The 20,726-nt window shown below is 59.1% G+C and carries 23 protein-coding genes; 10 read left to right on the forward strand and 13 right to left on the reverse strand.

Translation table 11 applies throughout. The features are described 5' to 3' along the window. Positions 1-43: 43 nt before the first annotated feature. From rbr to H8711_RS09115, 4 genes are read right to left on the reverse strand one after another with little or no spacing between them, the layout of a single operon-like run. Complete coding sequence (rbr, locus tag H8711_RS09100) at positions 44-583, reverse strand: rubrerythrin (protein WP_249283156.1); 540 nt, start codon at positions 581-583, stop codon at positions 44-46. 55 nt (positions 584-638) lie between these two features. Continuing rightward, positions 639-1,994 carry a patatin-like phospholipase family protein gene (locus tag H8711_RS09105; protein ID WP_249283157.1) on the reverse strand — a complete coding sequence of 452 codons (1,356 nt, stop codon included), beginning with the start codon at positions 1,992-1,994 and terminating at the stop codon, positions 639-641. Continuing rightward, positions 1,991-2,470 carry an ImmA/IrrE family metallo-endopeptidase gene (locus H8711_RS09110; RefSeq protein ID WP_249283158.1) on the reverse strand — a complete coding sequence of 160 codons (480 nt, stop codon included), beginning with the start codon at positions 2,468-2,470 and terminating at the stop codon, positions 1,991-1,993. The genes H8711_RS09105 and H8711_RS09110 overlap by 4 nt, the downstream gene beginning before the upstream one ends. Next, positions 2,471-2,848: a helix-turn-helix domain-containing protein gene (locus H8711_RS09115; protein ID WP_249283186.1), complete on the reverse strand. Its 378-nt coding sequence runs from the start codon at positions 2,846-2,848 to the stop codon at positions 2,471-2,473. Positions 2,849-3,093: 245 nt separating this feature from the next. Between H8711_RS09115 and H8711_RS09120 the strand changes: the two genes are divergently transcribed. The 4 genes from H8711_RS09120 to H8711_RS09135 all read left to right on the forward strand — a co-directional run bounded on the left by H8711_RS09120 (position 3,094) and on the right by H8711_RS09135 (position 5,559). Further along, positions 3,094-3,315, forward strand: coding sequence for a hypothetical protein (locus H8711_RS09120; protein WP_249283159.1), 222 nt, complete (start codon positions 3,094-3,096; stop codon positions 3,313-3,315). Beyond that, positions 3,309-3,665, forward strand: a complete 357-nt coding sequence (locus tag H8711_RS09125; RefSeq protein WP_249283160.1) for an RNA polymerase sigma factor — start codon at positions 3,309-3,311, stop codon at positions 3,663-3,665. Before H8711_RS09120 ends, H8711_RS09125 begins: the two co-directional genes overlap by 7 nt. A gap of 171 nt (positions 3,666-3,836) precedes the next feature. Then, positions 3,837-4,958 carry an iron-containing alcohol dehydrogenase gene (locus H8711_RS09130; RefSeq protein WP_249283161.1) on the forward strand — a complete coding sequence of 374 codons (1,122 nt, stop codon included), beginning with the start codon at positions 3,837-3,839 and terminating at the stop codon, positions 4,956-4,958. A 70-nt stretch (positions 4,959-5,028) separates the two neighbouring features. Next, positions 5,029-5,559: an inorganic diphosphatase gene (locus H8711_RS09135; RefSeq protein WP_249283162.1), complete on the forward strand. Its 531-nt coding sequence runs from the start codon at positions 5,029-5,031 to the stop codon at positions 5,557-5,559. Between the two features lie 194 nt (positions 5,560-5,753). Here H8711_RS09135 and gap read toward each other — a convergent pair whose 3' ends face one another. Next, the gene (gene gap, locus H8711_RS09140) at positions 5,754-6,755 is read right to left on the reverse strand and encodes a type I glyceraldehyde-3-phosphate dehydrogenase (RefSeq protein ID WP_249283163.1); all 1,002 of its coding nucleotides are present in this window, start codon (positions 6,753-6,755) and stop codon (positions 5,754-5,756) included. A 282-nt stretch (positions 6,756-7,037) separates the two neighbouring features. On the opposite strand from gap, the gene H8711_RS09145 reads away from it, so the two are divergent. After that, entirely contained in the window at positions 7,038-8,159 is a 1,122-nt protein-coding gene (locus H8711_RS09145; protein ID WP_249283164.1) for a sensor histidine kinase, read from the forward strand. Positions 8,160-8,265: 106 nt separating this feature from the next. Continuing rightward, positions 8,266-8,610: a phenylpyruvate tautomerase MIF-related protein gene (locus tag H8711_RS09150; protein ID WP_249283165.1), complete on the forward strand. Its 345-nt coding sequence runs from the start codon at positions 8,266-8,268 to the stop codon at positions 8,608-8,610. 51 nt (positions 8,611-8,661) lie between these two features. Here the strand turns inward: H8711_RS09150 and H8711_RS09155 are convergent, their stop codons facing one another. After that, a complete protein-coding gene (locus H8711_RS09155) occupies positions 8,662-9,360 on the reverse strand; it encodes a response regulator (RefSeq protein ID WP_249283166.1) in 699 nt (232 codons plus the stop codon). After that, positions 9,350-10,942, reverse strand: a complete 1,593-nt coding sequence (locus H8711_RS09160; RefSeq protein WP_249283167.1) for an ATP-binding protein — start codon at positions 10,940-10,942, stop codon at positions 9,350-9,352. The genes H8711_RS09155 and H8711_RS09160 overlap by 11 nt, the downstream gene beginning before the upstream one ends. Positions 10,943-11,135: 193 nt before the next feature. Here H8711_RS09160 and H8711_RS09165 point away from each other — a divergent pair, with 193 nt between their 5' ends. Together H8711_RS09165 and H8711_RS09170 are read left to right on the forward strand one after the other, a co-directional pair. Next, positions 11,136-12,188 carry an inorganic phosphate transporter gene (locus H8711_RS09165; RefSeq protein WP_249283168.1) on the forward strand — a complete coding sequence of 351 codons (1,053 nt, stop codon included), beginning with the start codon at positions 11,136-11,138 and terminating at the stop codon, positions 12,186-12,188. 28 nt (positions 12,189-12,216) lie between these two features. After that, positions 12,217-12,840 (forward strand): DUF47 domain-containing protein, encoded by a 624-nt coding sequence (locus H8711_RS09170; RefSeq protein WP_249283169.1) that lies wholly within the window; start codon positions 12,217-12,219, stop codon positions 12,838-12,840. A gap of 97 nt (positions 12,841-12,937) precedes the next feature. Here the strand turns inward: H8711_RS09170 and H8711_RS09175 are convergent, their stop codons facing one another. Next, on the reverse strand, positions 12,938-14,053 hold the full coding sequence (locus tag H8711_RS09175; protein WP_249283170.1) for an ABC transporter ATP-binding protein: 1,116 nt from the start codon (positions 14,051-14,053) through the stop codon (positions 12,938-12,940). A gap of 215 nt (positions 14,054-14,268) precedes the next feature. Here H8711_RS09175 and H8711_RS09180 point away from each other — a divergent pair, with 215 nt between their 5' ends. Further along, complete coding sequence (locus tag H8711_RS09180) at positions 14,269-14,850, forward strand: GNAT family N-acetyltransferase (protein WP_249283171.1); 582 nt, start codon at positions 14,269-14,271, stop codon at positions 14,848-14,850. Positions 14,851-14,902: 52 nt separating this feature from the next. Here the strand turns inward: H8711_RS09180 and H8711_RS09185 are convergent, their stop codons facing one another. The 4 genes from H8711_RS09185 to deoC form a co-directional block, all read right to left on the reverse strand. Further along, positions 14,903-16,225, reverse strand: coding sequence for a pyrimidine-nucleoside phosphorylase (locus H8711_RS09185; protein WP_249283172.1), 1,323 nt, complete (start codon positions 16,223-16,225; stop codon positions 14,903-14,905). A gap of 140 nt (positions 16,226-16,365) precedes the next feature. Beyond that, entirely contained in the window at positions 16,366-16,791 is a 426-nt protein-coding gene (locus tag H8711_RS09190; protein ID WP_249283173.1) for a cytidine deaminase, read from the reverse strand. Positions 16,792-16,812: 21 nt separating this feature from the next. Beyond that, positions 16,813-17,988 (reverse strand): phosphopentomutase, encoded by a 1,176-nt coding sequence (locus H8711_RS09195; RefSeq protein WP_249283174.1) that lies wholly within the window; start codon positions 17,986-17,988, stop codon positions 16,813-16,815. Between the two features lie 153 nt (positions 17,989-18,141). Continuing rightward, entirely contained in the window at positions 18,142-18,792 is a 651-nt protein-coding gene (gene deoC, locus H8711_RS09200; RefSeq protein WP_249283175.1) for a deoxyribose-phosphate aldolase, read from the reverse strand. A gap of 259 nt (positions 18,793-19,051) precedes the next feature. Between deoC and H8711_RS09205 the strand changes: the two genes are divergently transcribed. Continuing rightward, positions 19,052-19,831, forward strand: coding sequence for a DeoR family transcriptional regulator (locus H8711_RS09205; RefSeq protein ID WP_249283176.1), 780 nt, complete (start codon positions 19,052-19,054; stop codon positions 19,829-19,831). An 89-nt stretch (positions 19,832-19,920) separates the two neighbouring features. Here H8711_RS09205 and H8711_RS09210 read toward each other — a convergent pair whose 3' ends face one another. Then, a complete protein-coding gene (locus H8711_RS09210; protein ID WP_249283177.1) occupies positions 19,921-20,604 on the reverse strand; it encodes a YczE/YyaS/YitT family protein in 684 nt (227 codons plus the stop codon). Positions 20,605-20,726 lie beyond the last annotated feature (122 nt).

Below are 20,726 nucleotides of genomic sequence, written 5' to 3' on the forward strand. Positions count from 1 at the left end.
AGGCGGGGCCCTGTTCTAAAAGGGTCCGCCTCTTTTTTGTTCCTCAGTAGTTGTTCGCCTTCTCCTGAAAATACGCCTGGCCGTAGCCGCACACCGGGCAAATCTGCGGCGCTGTGGTGCCGACATGCTCGTGGCCGCAGTTGCTGCAAATCCAGACGATCTTGTCGTCCTTTTGGAAGACCGCGCCGTTTTTGAGAGTCTCGATCAGCTCGCGGTAGCGCTTTTCGTGCTCCTTCTCGATCGCCGCCACCAGCTGCATCTTATTGGCGATCTCGTTGAAGCCCTCGGCCTTCGCCTGCTCGGCAAATTGGGGGTACATTTCGCTCCACTCGTAGTGTTCGCCGCCCGCGGCGTCGGTCAGGTTTACCTCGGTGTTTTTGAAGTCGCCGCCGTGCAGGTATTTCAGCCACTGTTCGGCGTGCGCCTTCTCGTTTTTTGCGGTCTCGTCAAAAATCTGTGCGAGCTGCTCATATCCGTCCTTGCGGGCGAGCTCCGCATAAATGGTATATTTTGTGCGCGCCTGCGATTCCCCCGCATATGCGGCCATCAGGTTGGCTTCCGTCTTGCTTCCTTTGAATTCCATCGTATTCCTCCCACATTGGTTGATTTAACCTTAATATGGGATAAAACGCCCGCGGTTATTCAGCCGGCGGCGGCAAATCCGGCTCCTGCGGCCGCCCGGACATCTCCAGTGCCAAGAGGTACAGCGCCGCGATAAATTCATCCGCAGCCAGCCTGCCGATCACCCGCATCAAGGGGGATTCGTCGCCGCGCTCGTACCCCTTGCGCAGCTCGCTGAGGAGGAACGCTGTGACATGCCGCCGATCGATCCCCTCCAGCAGAGCGAGCAGTTCCTTGGGTCGGCGCAGCTCCTCTAAATCGCTGCGCAGCTCCTCCAAATCCACCGCATGGAGCCGATCGGCCTCGCTGCGCAGCGCTGTGTTGAACTGCTCGAAGGTGTAGACCTCCAGCGGCGGGAGCGCAAAGATGCGCGCCGCTGTCTCGGCCGCCGCTGTGATACCCGCCGGGGTGGTCATGCGCACGCGCGCGCCGGATCGCACCGCGCGCGCCAAACAGAGCGCTGCGTTGGGGTCGGGCTGAAGCCGCGCCCTGTGGCAGGGCTGAACTGTGATCCCCAGTTTGATGGTGATAAGGTCGAAATATCGCCCCAGCTCGCGTGCGTTCTCAACGATCTCGCCCGGCCGGAATGCGTATGCCTCGCCCTCGAGTTTGCCGAACTCCTTGAGGCCGTCGAGGTAGCCGAGCTGCATATTGCGCACGGCCACCTCCTGATCGAACAGCAGAAACACCCCCAGATCCCACCGGCTGCGGACGTAGCGCAGCTTGACCCCGCTCTTGGCGTGAACCGCCTTTTGCCGCCCGATCGCCTCCAGATCGACCGCGACGATCTCCTCTGCGCCCCGCTCCATCGCCAGATTGACCGGCATGTTGTCGTAGTAGCCCCCATCGATATACTTCGCCCCGCCGATCTCCCGCATCTTCATCGCGGGGAAGCAGGCGGCGCTCGCCATCAGGTAATCCACCAGCTCGCCGGGCGGCAGGGTATCCTTGCTGATGATGCGCGGGGTCAGGCTGGGGTACTCCACCGTGACGATTGCAAAGTCGAGCGGCGAATTCCGGATGCGTTCTTCATCCACGCAGCGGCGCAAAATCTCCTCCAGCGGGCGCGGATCCGCCCCGCCGTTCTTTGCCATCTCCGAAAGGAACAGCGCCAGCTTGCTGTTGAAGTCACGCAGGCCGTCGATCTTGTCGTCGATCTGCATGTTGAGCACGTCGGTGGTCGAGATGCTCTGCCACATCTGGACCGCCGCGTCGTAATCCCCCTGCACCACCAGCGCGCCGTTGAGCGCGCCCACCGAGGTGCCGGTGACGATGTCAAAGTCCCATCCGAGCTCGCGCAGCGCGCGCCACACCCCGACCTGATAGGAACCGCGCGAGCCTCCGCCCGCCAAAACCAGCGCCCGTTTTCTCATCTCTGCCCCGCTCCTTCCTCACAGGTTCCCTGCGCCGCCCTGCCGCGGAACCCAAAGTACAGCCGCACCAGCCGCTCCGGCAGCCCCGTGCGGCGCGCGATATCCTCCAATGTGATCGCCTCGTCCCCCGTCTGCGGCTCCTCCATCAACAAGCAGGCACAGAAGAGGTCCGCTTCCAGTTCATAGCGCCGACCGTTGAACTGCTGCGTGTGGGCGCGCAGATACACGCTGTTGTAGTCGCGATGCAACACCGCGTGGCCCAACTCGTGCCCGCAGGTGACTCTCGCCTCGTTTTCCTCCAGCTCCTGATTGATAAAAACCATCTGTCTGCCTCTCAGAGACAGATAAAACCCTTTGACATCCACCGGCAGGTCACAAAAAAGCACTCCGATTCCAAGCGCCTCGCTCAGCGCAAACGGGTCGTTGGTTCCATATTGCCTGATTAGCCCGCCGACGGTCCTGAAGATGTCCGACACTCAGCTTCTTCCTCCGTTTTGTTTCATATTCTTTTGGCCCAGCACGATGCCGATGCCCAACCGGATGGCGTCGACGATCTTCTCACTATCCGCCGGATCGAGCAGCACGCCGTTGAACATCAGCCCCTCAGGCTGTAAAATCGCCTCGCGCACGCTCTCGATGATCTCATCCAGGTCGTGCTGCTGGCTTTCCCCGCCCGACCCGAGCAGGAAATCGCTCGAGACATGGAACACCGCGCACAGCTTTCCGAGCGTTTCGTGGTCCGGCTCCCGACGCCCTTGCTCATACATGCCGATAGCGCTGGGGGAAACACCGATTTCATGCGCCAGCTGCGCCTGGCTCATCCCCCTGATCTTCCGCAACTCCTTCAGTCGCACACCCAACAAATCAGCTCATCTCCTTTCTTATAGATTACACAATTTGTGTAGAAATGTCAAGAAAAATTTTTGGAATAATTTTCCTCGTTCACATTGACAGTTTCCCATTCCTGTGCTAGTCTTGAAGTTAAGGCCCCCTTGTTTCCACTCGGCAAGGGGGGCAGATTATTAGAACATATGTTTTATACATCCGCCCTGAGAGGTCTAAAAACACAAAACGTGTATTGGAAGGGAGAGTGCAAAATTTGAACTACAACGCCATGATCGAGGAATACACCCGCACGGAGGATCTGCTTCGCGGACGGGTCACAAGTATGCGCCAGGATATCAAACGGCTTCCCTTCGCCGAGCGGGATCTGCTCAAGCGCCGCTTGGCCGTGATGCAGGAGGAGCTGTACGATGTGATGCTGGTGCGCATGGAACTTGTGCGCCGCCAGCAGGAGGAGCGGGAGGGTGTGCTATGCTGAGGCCGAGAAGCAAGCGCGTCTTTCTGGTGGAGGATATCGACAGCATCTCCGCACAGGTGTGCGTCCAAGCGGATGAGGACAACACCAACCGCCAATTTCTCACCGCGCTGCTGCGCGCCACCCGCTATGCAGTGGACCACGAACTCACCGAACGCCAGCGGCAGTGCTTCACCAAGCGCTACTACGAGGGCCGCACCGTCACCGAGATCGCCGGCGAGCTGGGGTTGGACTGCTCCACCGTGTCACGGCATATCACGCTGGCGCGGCAGCGCATCCAGTCCCACGCGCGCTACTGCGTCTTTGCCTACCGCAATTCTCTGGATGGATATTCGGGAAACAACAGAAGTTGACCGATAATTTTTTATCATTATTTTCGACTGATTTTCCTCTTTTTTGTGTAGAATTTCTCATTGTAATCCGAATTTCCTTCGATTTTTTTGCAAAGCGGCTTGCCTTGACTATGATAAATGTCTATAATGAAGACAGGACAACCGGATTGATTACCACATTGGAGGTGCCCCATGGATTTCAACTTTTTTCTGCCCACGCGCGTCATCAGCGGTGCGGGCTGTGTGCGAAAGGGCGGCGCAGTTTTTTCCGCCCTGGGCCGCCGCTGTCTGATCATCACCGGGCGGCACAGCGCCAAGCTCAGCGGCGCGTTGGACGACTGCACCGCAGCATTGACCGAACAGGGCGTAACCTACGAGGTGTTCGACGGCATCGGCCCCAACCCGCTGCTCTCCTCCTGCGAGGAGGCCGGCCGCCGCGCTCAGGCATTTGGCGCGGACTTTCTCATCGGGATCGGAGGCGGCTCCCCGCTCGACGCGACCAAGGCCGCAGCCTTTTTCGCCACCGGGCTGGTGCACGGGACCGAGCTGTACGGCAAACTCCCCGATTGCGCCCTGCCCTTTGTACTGATCGGTACCACCGCCGGAACCGGCAGCGAAGTGACCCCCTACTCGGTGCTCACCGTGGACGAGACCGGCCGCAAGAAATCGTTTTGCGACCACACCGGCCACCGCACCTTTGCGGTCTGCGCCTTTGCCGACCCGCACTACACCGAGGCGCTCCCCTACGGCATCACCATCAGCACCGCATTGGACGCCCTCTGCCACGCCATCGAGGGGTATTTCTCCTCCAAAGCGACCGATCTCTCGGATCTATTTGCAGCGCGGGCGGTATCGCTGCTGGTGGATGCGCTGCGCGCTGTCCACAAGCGGCCCAACAATGGGGATATCCCCTATGCGGTGCGGGAGCGGCTGCTCTACGGATCGCTCTACGCCGGCGTGACCATCAGCACGACCGGGACGGGCTTTTGCCATCCGCTGGGGTATTTTCTCTCGGAGGAACACCAGATTCCGCACGGGCAGGCGTGCGCTGTCTATCTGCGTGCATTTTTGCGCGAAGCCAAGGCACACTGTTTTGAGAAGTACGCCCATCTGTTCGCCAGCCTGGGCTACGGCGGAAGCAGTGTCTCGGCGCTGATCGGCGAGCTGCTGGACGCCCCGCTGCCGCATCTCACCGACGAACAACTGCGCGAAGTGGCCCACCGCTGCGCGCCCACAGCAAACTTTGCGACCTCCCCGGGCGTATTCACCGAGGAGAAGGCATACACCCTATTGAAAGAGGTCTTCCCCGCCTGACGCGCCGGAGGAACCCACACCTATCATGAAAATTAGGCGCCCGCGGCGCTCAGGAAGGCGGAATAATACCATGAATATCTGGCACGACATCAGCCCCAAACGCATCACCCCCAAGGATTTTATGGCGGTCATCGAAATCCCCAAGGGGAGCAAAAAGAAATATGAGCTGGACAAGGATACCGGCCTCATCCGGCTGGACCGCATCCTCTACACCTCCACCCATTATCCCTCCAACTACGGCTTTATCCCCCGCACCTACGGCGACGACCTCGACCCGCTGGATGTGCTGGTTTTATGCAGTGAGCCGATCGACCCGCTCACCCTGGTGCGGTGTTATCCCATCGGGGTGATCACCATGATCGACAACGGCCGCAACGACGAAAAGATTGTGGCGATTCCGTTCGAGGACCCGACCTATAACAATTATCGCGATATCGACGACCTGCCGCGCCACATCTTTGACGAGATGACCCATTTTTTCCAGGTGTACAAAGCGCTGGAAAACAAGGAAACCGCGGTTAACGAGGTGGAGCACGCCGACCGCGCGGTTGAAGTCATTCAGAAGGCGTTGGAATCGTACATCGTACATTTCTGCCGCTGACGCCCATCCCAGCACTGGTTCCGCCGAAACAACCGCTCTGATAAACCGACAAAAAGGCGCCCCCTTCTCTTACCGAGAAAGGGGTGCCTTTTGTACGGTTATTTTCCCTATCGATGCGCCAACAGCGCTTCGACCAAGGAACCGGCTTTGTTGGGAATAGGGCCAGCGCCCGCATCCCAAAAGCTCAGTTTTACTTATTTCACAGAATCCATGTGCTGGATGAGCATCAGGACCTTGTTGCTGTAGCCCCACTCGTTGTCGTACCAGGAAACGAGTTTGACGAACTTATCGGTCAGAGCGATACCAGCCTTCGCATCGAAGATGGAGGTGTGCTCGTCGTGGATGAAGTCGCTGGAAACCACAGAATCCTCGGTGTAGCCCAGGATGCCCTTGAGCTCGCCCTCAGAAGCCTCTTTGACAGCGGCGCAGATCTCGTCGTAGGTGGCCGATTTCGCCAGGTTGACGGTCAGGTCAACAACAGAAACATCCAGGGTGGGAACGCGGAAAGACATACCGGTGAGCTTGCCGTTGAGCTCGGGGATGACCTTGCCGACCGCTTTCGCAGCGCCAGTGCTGGAGGGAATGATGTTGCCCGCAGCAGCACGGCCGCCTCTCCAGTCCTTCTTGGAAGGACCATCGACGGTCTTCTGGGTGCCGGTGGTGGAGTGAACGGTGGTCATCAGGCCGTCGACAATGCCGAACTTGTCGTTGATCACCTTCGCCAGAGGCGCCAGGCAGTTGGTGGTGCAGGACGCGTTGGAAACGATGTCCATATCTTTGGTGTACTTGTCCTGGTTCACGCCCATAACAAACATCGGGGCATCCTTGGAGGGAGCGGAGATGACAACCTTCTTCGCGCCAGCCTTCAGATGGGCCTCAGCTTTCTCCATGGTGGTGAACACGCCGGTGGACTCCACAACATACTCAGCGCCGCAAGCAGCCCAGGGGATGTTGACGGGATCCTTCTCCGCATAGAACTTGACCTCTTTGCCGTTGACGATGATCGCATCGTCGGTGAACTTGATGTCGCCCTTGTACTGGCCGTGGATGGTGTCATAGCGCAGCATATAAGCGCAGTAGTCGGGGGTCATGAACGGATCGTTGATGCCAACGAACTCGATCTCGGGGTTATCCAGACCCGCGCGAAAAACCAACCGGCCAATACGGCCAAAACCATTGATGCCTACCTTTATCATGGGGCTTACCTCCTAAATTTTAATCTATACCTATTTTATAACAAACCTATAAAAATGACAAGCACTTTGTGATATTATTAACTACAATTTCATTTTTTCGTGTAAATGTTTAAAATCCAGCAAATATTTCCCATCTTTTAATAAATAATGTAGACTTCGTCGCTATTTTTGTATATACTATCAGATAAGAGGGCTTGTTCTCTATGAAATATATCTGAATTTTGCGCGAAATAAGAGCCGCATTTCTTAAAATAAAAGGTTATTTGGAAAGGTGATTTTGCCATGGAAAAGGGCAAATGCTGGTGGGAGCGATTCAGCAGGGATTATCAGGCTGCCGATTATCCTGTTATTTTGGCGGACCGCGACCGCAAAATCGTATGGCACAATGAGGCGGCCAACAGCTTGCCGTTTGACACAACCATTGGGATGGACCTTATTTTTTTGCCGTGTATTTCGACAGTATTCGACCAATTTCTTCAGAGCGCCGACTTCCGGCTTGCCGTCGGTGGGATTCTGGATGGGCAGTATGACTGCCTGGTCTCTCTACTGTCCGAACAGGGGTACGTGCTGCAATTTTTCCCCTGCCACAGCTTTGCGCTTTCCTGTCCGCCCGGGCAGATACAGCGCGAGATCGATACCCTCACCCATCAGGCGCGCAACCCGCTCTCCACCATCTTCTCCGCGTTGATGAACATTTCCCACAGCAACAACGAAATTGGCGATCCTGATATTCACAACTATGTCAACAAAATTTCAACGCAGTGTTACCGGCTGCTGCGCAGCGCCACCAACCTCACCGAATGGCAGCGCTACGTCAACGGCCTGTCGGTCTACCAGCCGCAGCGGCAAAACCTCTGCCTGTTTTTGGAACAGCTCTGCCGCGTCATCTCGGTGATGATCGAACGAAGCGGGCTGCAATTTCAATATTCGGTGCCGGGCGAGCCGGTGAATGCGACCTTTGACCCCAACAAGCTGTCCACTGCGGTGCTCAACCTGATTTCCAACGCGGCAAAGTTTTCCGCAGAATCCGGCCGCATCCTGGTGAATCTCAGCATCAACCAGAAATTCGCTGCAATTTCGGTGGTGGACAACGGGTTCGGCATCCAGCCTGAGGCGCTTGAACACGCCTTTGAGCCGTTTTACAGCTACGACCCGCGCACCGCCAGCATCTGCGGGGACGGAGTGGGGCTCCCCCTGTGCAAGGAGATTGCCCGCGAGCTGGGCGGAAGCGTCGCTCTGGGAACCTCCGAAGGGCAGGGAACCCGAGCGATGCTCTGCATCCCCCTCTGCCCTGATGGCGGCCCGATCCTCTCGGTCAACGATTCGGCGGACCAGTATGTGTATGACCGGTTCTCCAATATGTTTGTCATCCTCTCCGACGTCTGCAAGGTGCCCGACTTTTAAACAACCGGCTTCCCCATCTGTTGACAACTCTGCGGCTTGGCATTAGACTAAGGGGCAGGACGGGCGCACAGCCGCCCGGCAAATCGAACAGAAGGAGGCCGTCGCCATGCCCTGTATTCAAACCAAGGTCAACGTCAAACTGTCACAGGAAACGGAACGATCGATCAAAGCCAAGTTGGGAGAAGCGATCGCACTGATCCCCGGCAAATCGGAGAACTGGCTGATGCTCACCTTTGAGGACCAATGCCGCATCTGGTTCCGCGGGGAGGATAACGCCCCGGCCGCTTTCGTCGAGGTCAAAATCTACGGCAAGGCGCCGGGTGCGGTCTACGATAAGCTCACCGCCCGGATTACGGAGATCCTCGACGAGGAGCTCGGCATCGCAGCCGATCACATCTACGTGAAATACGAGGAAGTCGCCCACTGGGGTTGGAACGGTTCCAACTTTTGATGCGTGAAACAGCGAGGGCCGCGGCGGTTTGCCGCGGCCCTCGCTTTGCTTCTACTGATCTGTCATGCGGTAGCCGACCCCCACCTCGGTGAGGATATACCGGGGCTCGGCGGGATTCTGTTCGATCTTGCGGCGGATGTTGGCCATGTTCACCCGCAAAATCTGGTTGTCATCGGCCGCATAGGGACCCCAAATCTGCTCGATGATGCTGTCATAGGTGAGCACCCGCCCCGCGTGCCTGCTGAGCAGGGCCACAATTTTGTACTCGATCTGGGTCAGGTGCACCGGTTCCCCGTCCACCGTGACGATCCGCTTTTCAAAGTCTATGGTAAAGCCGCCGTTGGTAAAACAGGCGTTGGGCGCATCGCTGCCCGCGACCTTTTGGTTGTGCCGCAGCGCGGTGCGGATGCGCGCGAGCAGCTCGGAGGTGCCGAACGGCTTGGTGATGTAGTCGTCCGCCCCCAGGTCGAGCGCCTCCACCTTTTCGCGCTCATAGCCGCGCGCCGACACCACGATGATCGGCACCGACGACCACTGGCGCACCGAGCGCAGCACCTCCAGCCCGTCGATGTCCGGCAGGCCCAGGTCGAGCAGCACCACATCGGGGCAATGCGAAGAGATCAGCGACAGGGTTTCCCGCCCGGTTTCGGTCTGAATGGTGCGGTAGCCGTTGCTAGTGAGCACCGTGGAGATAAAATGGCTGATCGCCCGTTCATCCTCCACAATCAGGATGGTAATTTTATTGGCCAATGGTCTTCACCTCATCAATTGGTAATGTAAAACGGAAAGTAGCCCCGCCGCCGGGCGGATTCTCCACCGAGATCTCTCCGCCGTGCGCCCGGACGATCGAGCTACAAATCGAAAGCCCGATGCCCATCCCACGGGACGAGTCGCTGCTGCGCGCCTGCTGTAGGTCGTAGCCCTCAAATAGCCGGGGGATCATCCCCGCAGGCACCCCCTTGCCGTAATCGCGCACCTCAAACAGCGCGTCGCCCCCGCGGCGGGTGATATGTACATTGATGGGCGGGGCTCCAGCCCCCATGGGGATACCGCTGTGCAGGATGGCGTTTTCCACCAGATTGATGAGCACCTGTTCAATCAGGGTGGCGTCCATCGGTACGAGCAAAAATTCATCGGGCACCCGCACATCCAGCGGCTGGCCGGGATAGCGCACCTTGATGCGGCCGACTGCCTCAGCCACGATCTCCTCTGCGGCTTCCGGCGCCTTGCGCACCGTCGCGGTTCCCCCCGCGCTGATGCGGGTGACCGACAACAGGTTTTCCACCATGCGGATCAGCCACTGGGAATCCTCGCGGATATCCCCCACCAATTTGTCGTGCGTTTCGCGGTCGATCTGCCCACTGCTCTCCAAAATCGCATCGCTCGCCCCCAGGATACTGGTCAACGGGGTGCGCAGGTCGTGTGAAATTGCGCGCAGCAGATTGCTGCGCATCTTCTCCCGCTCCGACTCCATCAGGATGGCGTTCTGCTCCTCCGAAAGCCGCTGGCGCTCCAGTGCCAGCGCCATCTGCGAGGCGAGGGAGTCAAGAAAGCCGAGCTGTTCTGCATCCGGTCTGCCGCCGTCGTCGTACAGCAGGCCGATCACCGCCAGCACCCCGTCCGCAGCGCACACCGGCTGATAAAAGACGGCCGAACGGGTGCACTCCTCGGTGCCCGCGCCGGCGGGCCGCCCGTGTGCGAATACCCAGCCCGCGGCGAAGCGCTCGCCGGAGGACCGCAGCACCAGCTCCTGTCCGGAGGAAGCGCCGCGCGTCCATACCGGGCAGTCCTCCTGCGCGGGGTTCCCACCGTAGAGGATACCGGGACGGGACAGGCCCGCGAGGCAGTCGAGCGCCGCCTGTGCGATCTGCTGTCCGCCGCGCGCCGCCAAAAAACGGCTGCTGATGCTGTAAAGCTCGCGGGTGTGGCGCTCCCGCTCCTCCGACTGGCGCGCCTGCTGCTTGATCTGTACAGTCATCGCGCTGGTCATCACCGACACCAGCAGCATACTGGCAAAGGTGAAGGGGTAGCCTGCGCGGGTAAAGTCGAGCGCGGAGTAGGGATAGGTAAAAAAGAAGTTCACCGCCACCACGCCAGCCACCGAAGCGGCGATTCCCCAGAAATAACCGTTTGTAAAACGAGATATCAATACTACTGCCAGGATATAAATGACGATCAGGCAGACGGTGTCGAAGCTGGAAATCACCGCCGCCAGAACGATGCAGGACAGGGTGGTGGCCAGCAGGATCGCCAGCGTCTTCACCGCGTCCGGCCGCAGCCAGCGGGGCGCTGAAAGCTGCGACAGACGCCGCAGCCAATTTGGCCGTTGCATGGCAGTCCTCCCCCTTTCCCCATGTTGCGTTCTATCCCCATTATACCGGAACGGGAGGAAACTGCAACGCAAAGCGCCATAAAAAAGTTGTTAAGATCATCTTTTACGCTTGCGGGCAGCGCCACAAAATGGTATGATTTTATTGATTATTTACCGCCATTTTTCTCGGTATTGACACAAAAGGAGAAACGTTGTGACAATTTCGTTAACAGAATTTCTCAGCCAGTTGGTTTCCAATCCCGCGCTTTTGGTCACGGTGCTGCTCACCCTCGGCGTCATCCTGGTAAACGGGTGGACCGACGCGCCCAACGCCATCGCCACCTGCATCTCCACGCGCTCGATGAGCCCGCGGGCGGCGATCCTGATGGCGGCCGTATTCAACTTTCTCGGCGTATTGTTTATGACGATGGTCAACGCCACTGTGGCCCAGACCATCTACAATATGGCCGACTTCGGCAACGACCCGCACGAGGCGCTCACCGCCCTGTGCGCGGCCCTGTTTGCGATTGTGGTGTGGGCCACGGCCGCCTGGGTGTTCGGCATCCCCACCAGCGAGAGCCACGCGCTGATCGCGGGCGTCTCGGGCGCGGCCATCGCGCTGCACAACGGCCTGGGCGGCATCAACTTCGGCGAGTGGGTCAAGGTTCTGTATGGCCTGGTATTTTCCACCCTGCTGGGGTTTGCGATGGGCTGGATCACCGTCAAGGCGATCGAGCTGATCTGCCGCAGGATCGACCGGCGAAAAACGGCCGGTTTCTTCCAAAAGGCGCAGGTGTGCGGCGGCGCCGCCATGGCGTTCATGCACGGCGCGCAGGACGGTCAGAAGTTCATGGGCATCTTTCTGCTGGGGGTGTTCCTCGCCAAGGGTCAGGCCGATGTCACCAACTTTGTCATCCCGGTCTGGCTGATGATCCTCTGCTCGGTGGTGATGGGGCTTGGCACCTCGGTCGGCGGCTACCGCATCATCAAGGCCGTCGGCATGGACATGGTCAAGCTCGAACGCTACCAGGGATTCGCGGCCGACCTGGCCGGCGCGGGCTGTCTGCTGATCTCCTCCCTCACCGGCGTACCGGTGAGCACCACCCACACCAAGACCACCGCCATCATGGGCGTGGGCGCGGCCAAGCGGCTGTCGTCGGTCAACTGGGGCGTGGTGAAGGAGATGGTGTACACCTGGGTGCTCACCTTCCCCGGCTGCGGGCTGATCGGCTTTTTGATGGCCAAGCTGTTTATGATACTCTTCTAAATCTACGGTTGGAAAGGACTTAAAAACGATGGGAAATCAACGCGATACCGCTTATTACGACCTGTTTGTCACCATGGTGGATTATTCCTGCCGTTCAGCGCAGCTGCTGGACGAGACGCTGCGCCACTTCCAGCCCAGCGAGCTGCGCGCCAAGCTGGACGAGCTGCACCAATTGGAGCACAGCGCGGACATGTGCAAGCACGACATGATGCATCAGCTCGCGCGGGAGTTCATCACCCCGATCGAGCGCGAGGACATCATCGGGCTCGCGCAGGAGATTGACGAGGTGACCGACAATATCGAGGACGTGTTGCTGCGCATCTTTATGTATAATATCACCGAGATCCGCCCCGAGGCGCTGGAGTTCACCTCTGTGGTCGTGAGCTGCTGTTCCGCGCTCAAAACCGCGATGGAGGAGTTCCACAACTTCCGCAAGTCCACCACCATTCACGGCAGCATTGTAGAGATCAACCGCCTGGAGGAAGTGGGCGACAAGCTGTACGTCGACTCGATGCGCAAACTTTATACCGACGGCAGCACCCCGGTGGAGATGCTCACCTGGAGCGAGACCTTCGACCGCCTGGAGGGGTGCTGTGACGCCTGCGAGCACGCGGCCGACGTGGTGGAAAGCATCATTATGAAGAACACCTAATAGCGTAGGCTCAACCCTTTCTCATACAAATTTCCACAAAACGCCCAACAGCCCGGGAGTGCAAATACACTCCCGGGCTGTTGGGCGTTTCGCTGGTTCAGTTGAAGATTACAGTCTCCGATTCCTTCTCAAACAGGTGCATCCGCTGAACGTCCAGCGCCACCTGAAGCCGGTCGTCTGTTTTGGCGGTGGAGCGCGAGGGCACCTTAGCGATCAGCTTTTTGCCCGAGCAATCGAGGTAGAGGTAGATCTCCGAACCCATCATCTCGGCCAGATCCACCCGCGCGTCCACCAGGCTGCGCTTGTCCGCGCTCTGCAAAAATGCCGGTTCGTCGTGGATGTTCTCCGGACGGACGCCGATCACCACCGGCTTGCCGAGATACCGTTCCAGCACCTCCGGCTCCGCCTTGCCCTGCGGGATGGGGATGTCGTACTCGGAAAACGACGCGACAAACTCCTCTCCCTTCTTGTTCAGCACACAGTCGATAAAGTTCATCTGCGGCGAACCGATGAAGCCCGCCACAAACAGGTTGCAGGGCTTTTCGTACAGGTTTTGCGGGGTGTCCACCTGCTGGATCAGGCCGTCCTTCATCACCACGATGCGGTCGCCCATCGTCATCGCCTCGGTCTGGTCGTGGGTGACATAGACAAAGGTGGTGCCCAGCCGCTTGTGCAGCTTGGTGATTTCAGTGCGCATCGAGGTGCGCAGCTTGGCGTCCAGGTTGGAAAGCGGCTCGTCCAACAGAAATACCGCCGGATTGCGGACCATCGCCCGCCCGAGCGCCACGCGCTGGCGCTGGCCGCCAGACAGCGCGCGCGGCTTGCGGCCCAGCAGGTGTTCGATATCCAGAATACGCGCCGCCTCCTGCACCTTGCGCTTGATCTCCTCCTTGGGCACCTTGCGCAGCTCCAGGCCGAACGCCATGTTTTTGAATACCGTCATATGGGGATAGAGCGCGTAGTTCTGGAACACCATAGCGATGTCGCGGTCCTTCGGCGGCACGTCGTTGACCAGCCGGTCCCCGATGCGCAGTTCCCCTTTGCTGATCTCCTCCAAACCTGCGATCATGCGCAGGGTGGTGGATTTGCCGCAGCCCGACGGGCCGACCAGGATGATGAACTCCTTGTCTGCGATCTCAAGGTTGAAATTCTCCACGGCGGTCACGTCGCCGGGATACACTTTATAGATATTTTTGAGACTGATGTTTGCCATTGCCGCACCCACTTTTCTTCAAATTCACTGGATACCGCCTCGCCCGGAACGAACAGCGCCGGGCGGTTGATTTTTGCGCGGAAGCCGGTATAATAGAACTATCCTGTTACAAGCATATTATGGACAGGCAAAACCCATTTTATTGCTCTGCCGCGCAAACCAATCCAATTTTTCCGAAAAGAGCGCTGCATTTTTTAAAAAAGGAGGTTTCTTCCATGGAATCCATCCGAATTCGTCTGGCCCGCCCCGAGGACGCCGACGCGCTGCTCGCTATTTACATCCCCTATGTGACCGGCAGTTCGATCACCTTTGAATATGAGCCGCCCAGCACGGAGGAATTCGCCCGCCGCATCCGGGAGATCAGCGCGCGTTACCCCTACCTGATCGCCGAACGGGACGGGCTTGTGCTGGGCTACGCCTATGCGGGCGTATACCGTTCCCGTGCAGCCTACAGCTGGGACGCCGAGCTCTCGATCTATCTGCGCCCCGAGGCGCAGGGCTGCGGTGCTGCGGGCATATTGTACGGCGCGCTGTTGGAGCTGCTGCGCGCGCAAGGGGTCTACAACGCCTACGCCTGTATCACCCACCCCAATGAACGCAGCGAACACTTCCACCGCGCGCGCGGATTCCGCACCGTCGGGGTGTTCTCCCATGCGGGCTACAAGTTTGGGGCATGGCGCGACGTAATTTGGATGGAAAAGGCCCTGCGGGAACCCGACGGCGAGCCGCTCCCGGTCGTGCCGGTGGATAGACTGGACCCCACGCTGGTGAACCAGATTTTGAATTGCGCATCATGATAGAAGGCCCCTCCGGCAATGCCGGAGGGGCCTTCTATCGCTTTATTCCTGATTAAAACCGCTCCACAGCCGCCGCTGTGACGCGCGCATAGACCAAATTGTGGGGCGCAGGCCGTTCCTGCGCAAAGGTGATCGCGCCCAGCAGCATCTGCTCGGCCTCCTGCACAGAGGCCTCTCGCGCAGTGAACAGCTCGGCGAGCACCTCGCCCCGCTCCACCCGGTCGCCCGTCTTGCGGTGCAGGAGGATGCCCGCGCTGTGGTCGATCGCGTCCTCCTTGCTGGCGCGGCCCGCCCCCAGCGCCACCGATGCGATGCCGCACCGGGTGGCGTCCATGTGGGAGATGTAGCCGCTCTGCGGGGCTTTTACCTCATGCACGATAGGGGCGCGGGGGAATTTCGCGGTATCGTCGAGTACCGACGTATCTCCGCCCTGCGCCGCCGCCATAGCCTTAAACTTGGCGAACGCGCGGCCGCTCGCGACCGCATCCTCAGCCATCGCGCGGCAGGCGGGCAGCTCTCCTTTGCCGGCAAGGAGGAGCATGTTGGAAGCGAGTTGCAGGCAGACCTCGGTGAAATCGGCCGGGCCGTGCCCTCTGAGGGTGTCCACCGCCTCGACCACCTCCAGCGCGTTGCCGATGGCATGACCCAACGGAAGGTCCATATCGGTGATGAGCGCCACCGTGCGTCGGCCCATCTGCTCCCCGATCGAGACCATCGCCTGTGCCAACGCTACTGAATCATCCAGCGTCTTCATAAACGCGCCGCTGCCGGTCTTTACGTCCAGCAGGATCGCGTCGCTGCCCGCCGCCAGCTTTTTGCTCATGATCGAGGAGGCGATCAGCGAAATGTTGTCCACCGTGGCGGTCACGTCGCGCAGCGCGTACAACTTTTTATCAGCCGGTGCGACGTCGCCCGTCTGGCCGATGATCGAGAGCCCCACATCCCGCACGATCTCGAAAAAGCGCTCCTTGCCGATATCCACCGAGAGTCCGGGGATCGACTCCAGCTTATCCAGCGTACCGCCGGTGTGGCCCAGGCCCCGCCCGCTCATTTTTGCCACCGGTACCCCGCAGGAGGCCACGATCGGACCGATCACCAGCGAGGTCTTGTCCCCCACCCCGCCGGTGCTGTGCTTATCCACCTTGACGCCCGGGATGGGGGACAGGTCGATCATATCGCCCGAACGGGCCATGCAATCGGTGAGATAGGCGGTCTCATGTTCGTTCATCCCCTGAAAACAGATGGCCATGAGCAGGGCGGACATCTGATAATCGGGGATGCAACCCCGGGTGAAGCCCTCCACCGCAAACCGGATCTGCTCATCGGTGAGAACCTGCCCGAGACGTTTTGCCATAATGATGTCGTACATGCGCATAACAGGGGCCCCTCCTTCTCATTCTCGATTCAACGCGCGCCCCTGCCGCAGGGATGCACAGCATGGCCAATAAGCTGGCGCGGCGGTGCACCGGCCGCGGTTTGCCCGTGGAAAATTGGATGCGGGGCAAAAAATATGGTTCACCACCGGCCGCCCTCCGGCGGGCCAAAGCTGTAAGGCAGCAGCGCCTCCAGCGTACAGCTCAGATAGTCGTCCTCGCTGCGTGCGGTGATGACGCGGAAGCTGTGCGGGTCGCAGAACTCGCGCATCACCTGGCGGCAGACCCCGCACGGGTAGGCGAAGCCAAACTGCTCAAGCGGGGTATCCGCCGCAGCGCCCACCACCGCGATCGCCTCGAACTCGGTCTCCCCCTCTGAAACCGCCTTGAAAAACGCGGTGCGTTCGGCGCAGTTGGTGGGGGTAAAGGAGGCGTTTTCGATATTGCACCCGTGGTAGACGCGACCGCCCTTGGCCAGCAGCGCCGCCCCCACCCGGTAGTTGGAATAGGGGGAATAGGAGCGCTCACGCGCCCGGAACGCCTCGCGGATCAATGCCTTTTCGTCCATATTTGTCCCCTCCTGTCCGGTTCAGCCGCAGATCAGCGGCGCCAGCGATTCCCCGCTGGTGTTTGCCCGCACCCCCAGCAGGTCCGCGGCGGTCTTTCCAATGTCCGCGAAGGTGGGCTGGGTGTGCAGGTCCACCCCCGGGCGGACGCCTCTGCCGTAAATCAGAAGCGGGGTGTATTCGCGGGAATGGTCGGTACTCGGCGTGGCGGGGTCGCAGCCGTGGTCGGCGGTGATCATCAGCACGTCGTCCTGCCGCAGCAGGGCCATCAGCTCGCCGAGCTGTCCGTCAACGCGGTTCAACGCCTCGGTGTAGCCCGCCACATTGTTCCGGTGACCGTAGACCATATCGAAATCCACCAGATTGACAAAGCACAGGCCGTTCCACTCCTCCCGCGCGTGGGCCAGTGTCTTTTGCATCCCGTCGTCGTTGTCCACTGTGCGCTGGGCGCTGGAGATGCCGTTCCCGGCGAAGATATCGTAGATTTTACCCACGCCGATGGTAGCCAGCCCAGCGCGCTGCAGGTCGTTGAGAAAGGTGTTCGCGGGCGGCTCCAGTGAAAAGTCGTGCCGGTTGGCGGTTCGCCTGTAGTCGGGGTAGGTCCCCACAAACGGCCGCGCGATCACCCGCCCCACGCCGTGCTCACCGGTGAGCAGACCGCGCGCGGTCCGGCAATGCTCATACAACTCCTCCACCGGCACGATCTCCTCGTGCGCCGCGATCTGAAAGACGCTGTCCGCCGAGGTGTAGACGATCAACGCGCCGGTCTCCACCTGCTCTCGGCCGTAATCGAGCAGCACCTGGGTTCCGGAATAGGGTCTGTTGCACAGGGTCTTGCGCCCGGTACGGCGCTCAAACTCCGCGATCACCCCCGGCGGGAATCCGTCCGGATAGGTCGGCAGGGGACGCGGCGAGATGATGCCCGCGATCTCCCAGTGGCCGATGGTGGTGTCCTTGCCCGCCGAGGCCTCCTGCATCCGGCCGAACGCCGCCAGGGGGGACGCCACCCCTTCGCCGCAGCCGATCCCTTCGATATTGAACAGGCCCAGCTTTTGCAGGTTGGGCACCCGCAGCTCGCCGGTGTCCCAGCAAGCCTTGACGGTGTGGCTTCCCTCATCGCCCCAACGGGCAGCGTCCGGCATCTCGCCGATGCCCATGCTGTCCAGTACAATCAAAAATACCCGTTTGGCGCGCGCCATGGCAATCCCTCCTTGGACATCCCCCTGCGGCAAACCAACCTCGCCGCATCTTTATGATAGAAAAGCGATCTGCAAAATGTGGCGGGGCGATCTCCCCCAGTGCAGCCGCGTTGTGCGAGGGGCGGCACAGCCGCCATAACACAGCGCGCCTTTTTATTCAACAGCGAGGATCGAAACCGCCGAGCTGGTGCCGATCCGGTCGCAGCCGGCGTTCAGGAACAGTTCCAGATCGGCCCTGGTCTTGATCCCTCCGGCCGCTTTGATCTTTACCGAAGGTCCGATGTGGCGGCGGAACAGCTCGATGTCCCCGATCTCTGCGCCCCCCGTGCCGAAACCGGTGGAGGTTTTGATATAATCGGCCCCGCCGTCGGTTACGCACCGGCACAGCGCAATCTTTTCCTCCTCGGTGAGGTAACAGGTTTCGATGATCACTTTGAGGATATGACGCCCCGCCGCGCGCTTGAGAACCGCAATCTCTTCGGTAACTTTTTTGAAATCGCCGTTTTTGACGTCGCCCAGGTTGACCACCACGTCCACCTCATTGGCCCCATCGGCGACGGCCTGCCTGATCTCCGCCTCCTTCACCGCAGTGGTGCTGTATCCCAGCGGGAACCCGACGACTGTACAGATGTTTACACGGCCGCCATAGGCCCGACGGATGCGTTCGATATACGACGGGGGCACGCACACCGATGCGGTGTGATATTGAAGCGACTCGTCGCACAGCTTTTGTATCTCCTCCCAAGAGGAAACCGCTTTTAGCAGCGTGTGGTCGATGTGCGCCATGATCTGGCTGTTCTCCATAGTGGCCTCCCTCCGAGTTTCCGATGTTTTCCGCTTTTGTTGCGCCCTTAAATTGATTACATGCTAACATATTTTGGAGAGGGCGTCAACCATATTTTGTTATTATTTTAACTTATTAACATTAAAAAGTGTGAAAATGTTTTTTTCTTTTCTTTCATTCGACGAAATTCCACAACTATTTAAACGGATCTTTACAATTTAAAATAAACATGTTAGAATTATGACATATTATAACATTTGTTGTAAAGGTGGGTTCACGGTGAACAAAAAGACCGAACGCATTGGAAAGTTGATCGAAATTCTAAAGGTGCGCGGCTATGTTTCGATTCATGAGCTCTCGTCTATGTTGGGAGTCTCTGAAATGACCGTGCGCCGCGACCTGCGCCTGCTGGAGCAAAACCGCGTGGCGGAAAATGTGGACGGCACCAGCGTGTACAACCCGGCGCACACCCTGACCAAGGACGACATGGGTTACAACCTGCTCGGCGAGATGCAGAAGCGCAACGAACAGAAGGACGACATCGGCCGGCTGGCGGCCACTCTGGTGAAAAAGGACGACATCGTCATCATGGATACCGGCACCACCACCGAGCGGATCGTCCAGCACCTGCCCACTCACCTGGACATCACCGTGTTGTGCTACAACATCAACATCCTCATGGAGCTGCGCCGCAATCCAGGGGTGCGTATGCTGTTTGCAGGGGGGCGTTATCACCCCAACACACAGATGTTCGAGAGCGAAGAGGGCATCGAATACATCCGCGGGCTGCGCGCCTGCAAGGTGTTCCTGTCCGCCTCCGGCGTGCACAGCGAGCTGGGCGTGACCTGCGCCAACAGCTACGAGGTCCCCACCAAGCGGGCGATCATTCGCTCCTCGGTGGAAAAAATTCTGGTGGCCGATTCCAGCAAATTCGGCGCGGTGCGGCCCGCCTACTTTTGCGACCTCACCGAGGTGAATGCGGTGATCACCGACCGCGGGCTCTCGGAGGAATGGCAAAATAAGCTGAAAGAGATGGGCATTCAGCTCTATCTGGCGTGATAGAATCGGTATAAAGAGGCGCGGGGTACAGACCCCCGCGCCTCTTTTGTTGGCGACAGCGCGCCGAAGCCCCTTCGTTATGAAAAGCCTTACGCCTCTTTCATCAACCGGGCGATCGGCTTTTTGGTTCTGGGCAGCCAGAACTGCACCAACGGGCCGGTTAGAAAAACAGCAGCGATCGTCCCTGCCCCCACTGTTCCGCCGAGCACAAACCCCAACGCCACAAAAAACACATCGCAGCCGACCCGCACCCAGCGGAACTCAACGGAAGGGATCTTATCCGATAGGATAATTGCCACGAGGTCGTTCGGCCCTGTCCCCGCATCGCTGTTAATCACAATCGACATCCCCGCCGCCAGGATGATACAGCCGGCTGCCAGGCTGATGATCCGCACCGCCATCCCGGCGTCCCCGTTGATATGGCCCCCCAGTATCCAGGTGAAAAAGTCAAGAATGGGGCCTCCGCAAAAGGCACAGACCACTGTGCCGGGCTTGACATATCCCTTTGTCGTCATGAGCATGACCGCCATCAATAAGCACAACATGATGACATGTACGGTTCCCACGGAGAGGCCGAACGTCCTGGCCAGACCCTGTATAAAGACGGTGAAGGTGTCTGTCCCCAACTCCGCCAGTAAGAACAGGCTGACGCCCAGGTGTGCAATCATCAGGCCGATCAGCAGAATCAGCAGCGCCTTCACCCAGCCGCCGATGGTTCTTTGCGATGTATCCGATGCAAATTGTGTCTTTTTTCCATTCGTCTTTGTGCCCATAATATCCTCTCCGTCAATTTATTTTACGCTGAATGGACCACGCTTTTTTCATCATACCATAAAATCCTGTTTTACCAAAGTTTTTTGGCCCGGGCGGTATAAACCGGGCAACCGATACTGAC

It is taken from the genome of Ligaoa zhengdingensis (assembly GCF_014384885.1).
Classification (GTDB): Bacteria; Bacillota; Clostridia; order Oscillospirales; family Ruminococcaceae; genus Ligaoa; species Ligaoa zhengdingensis.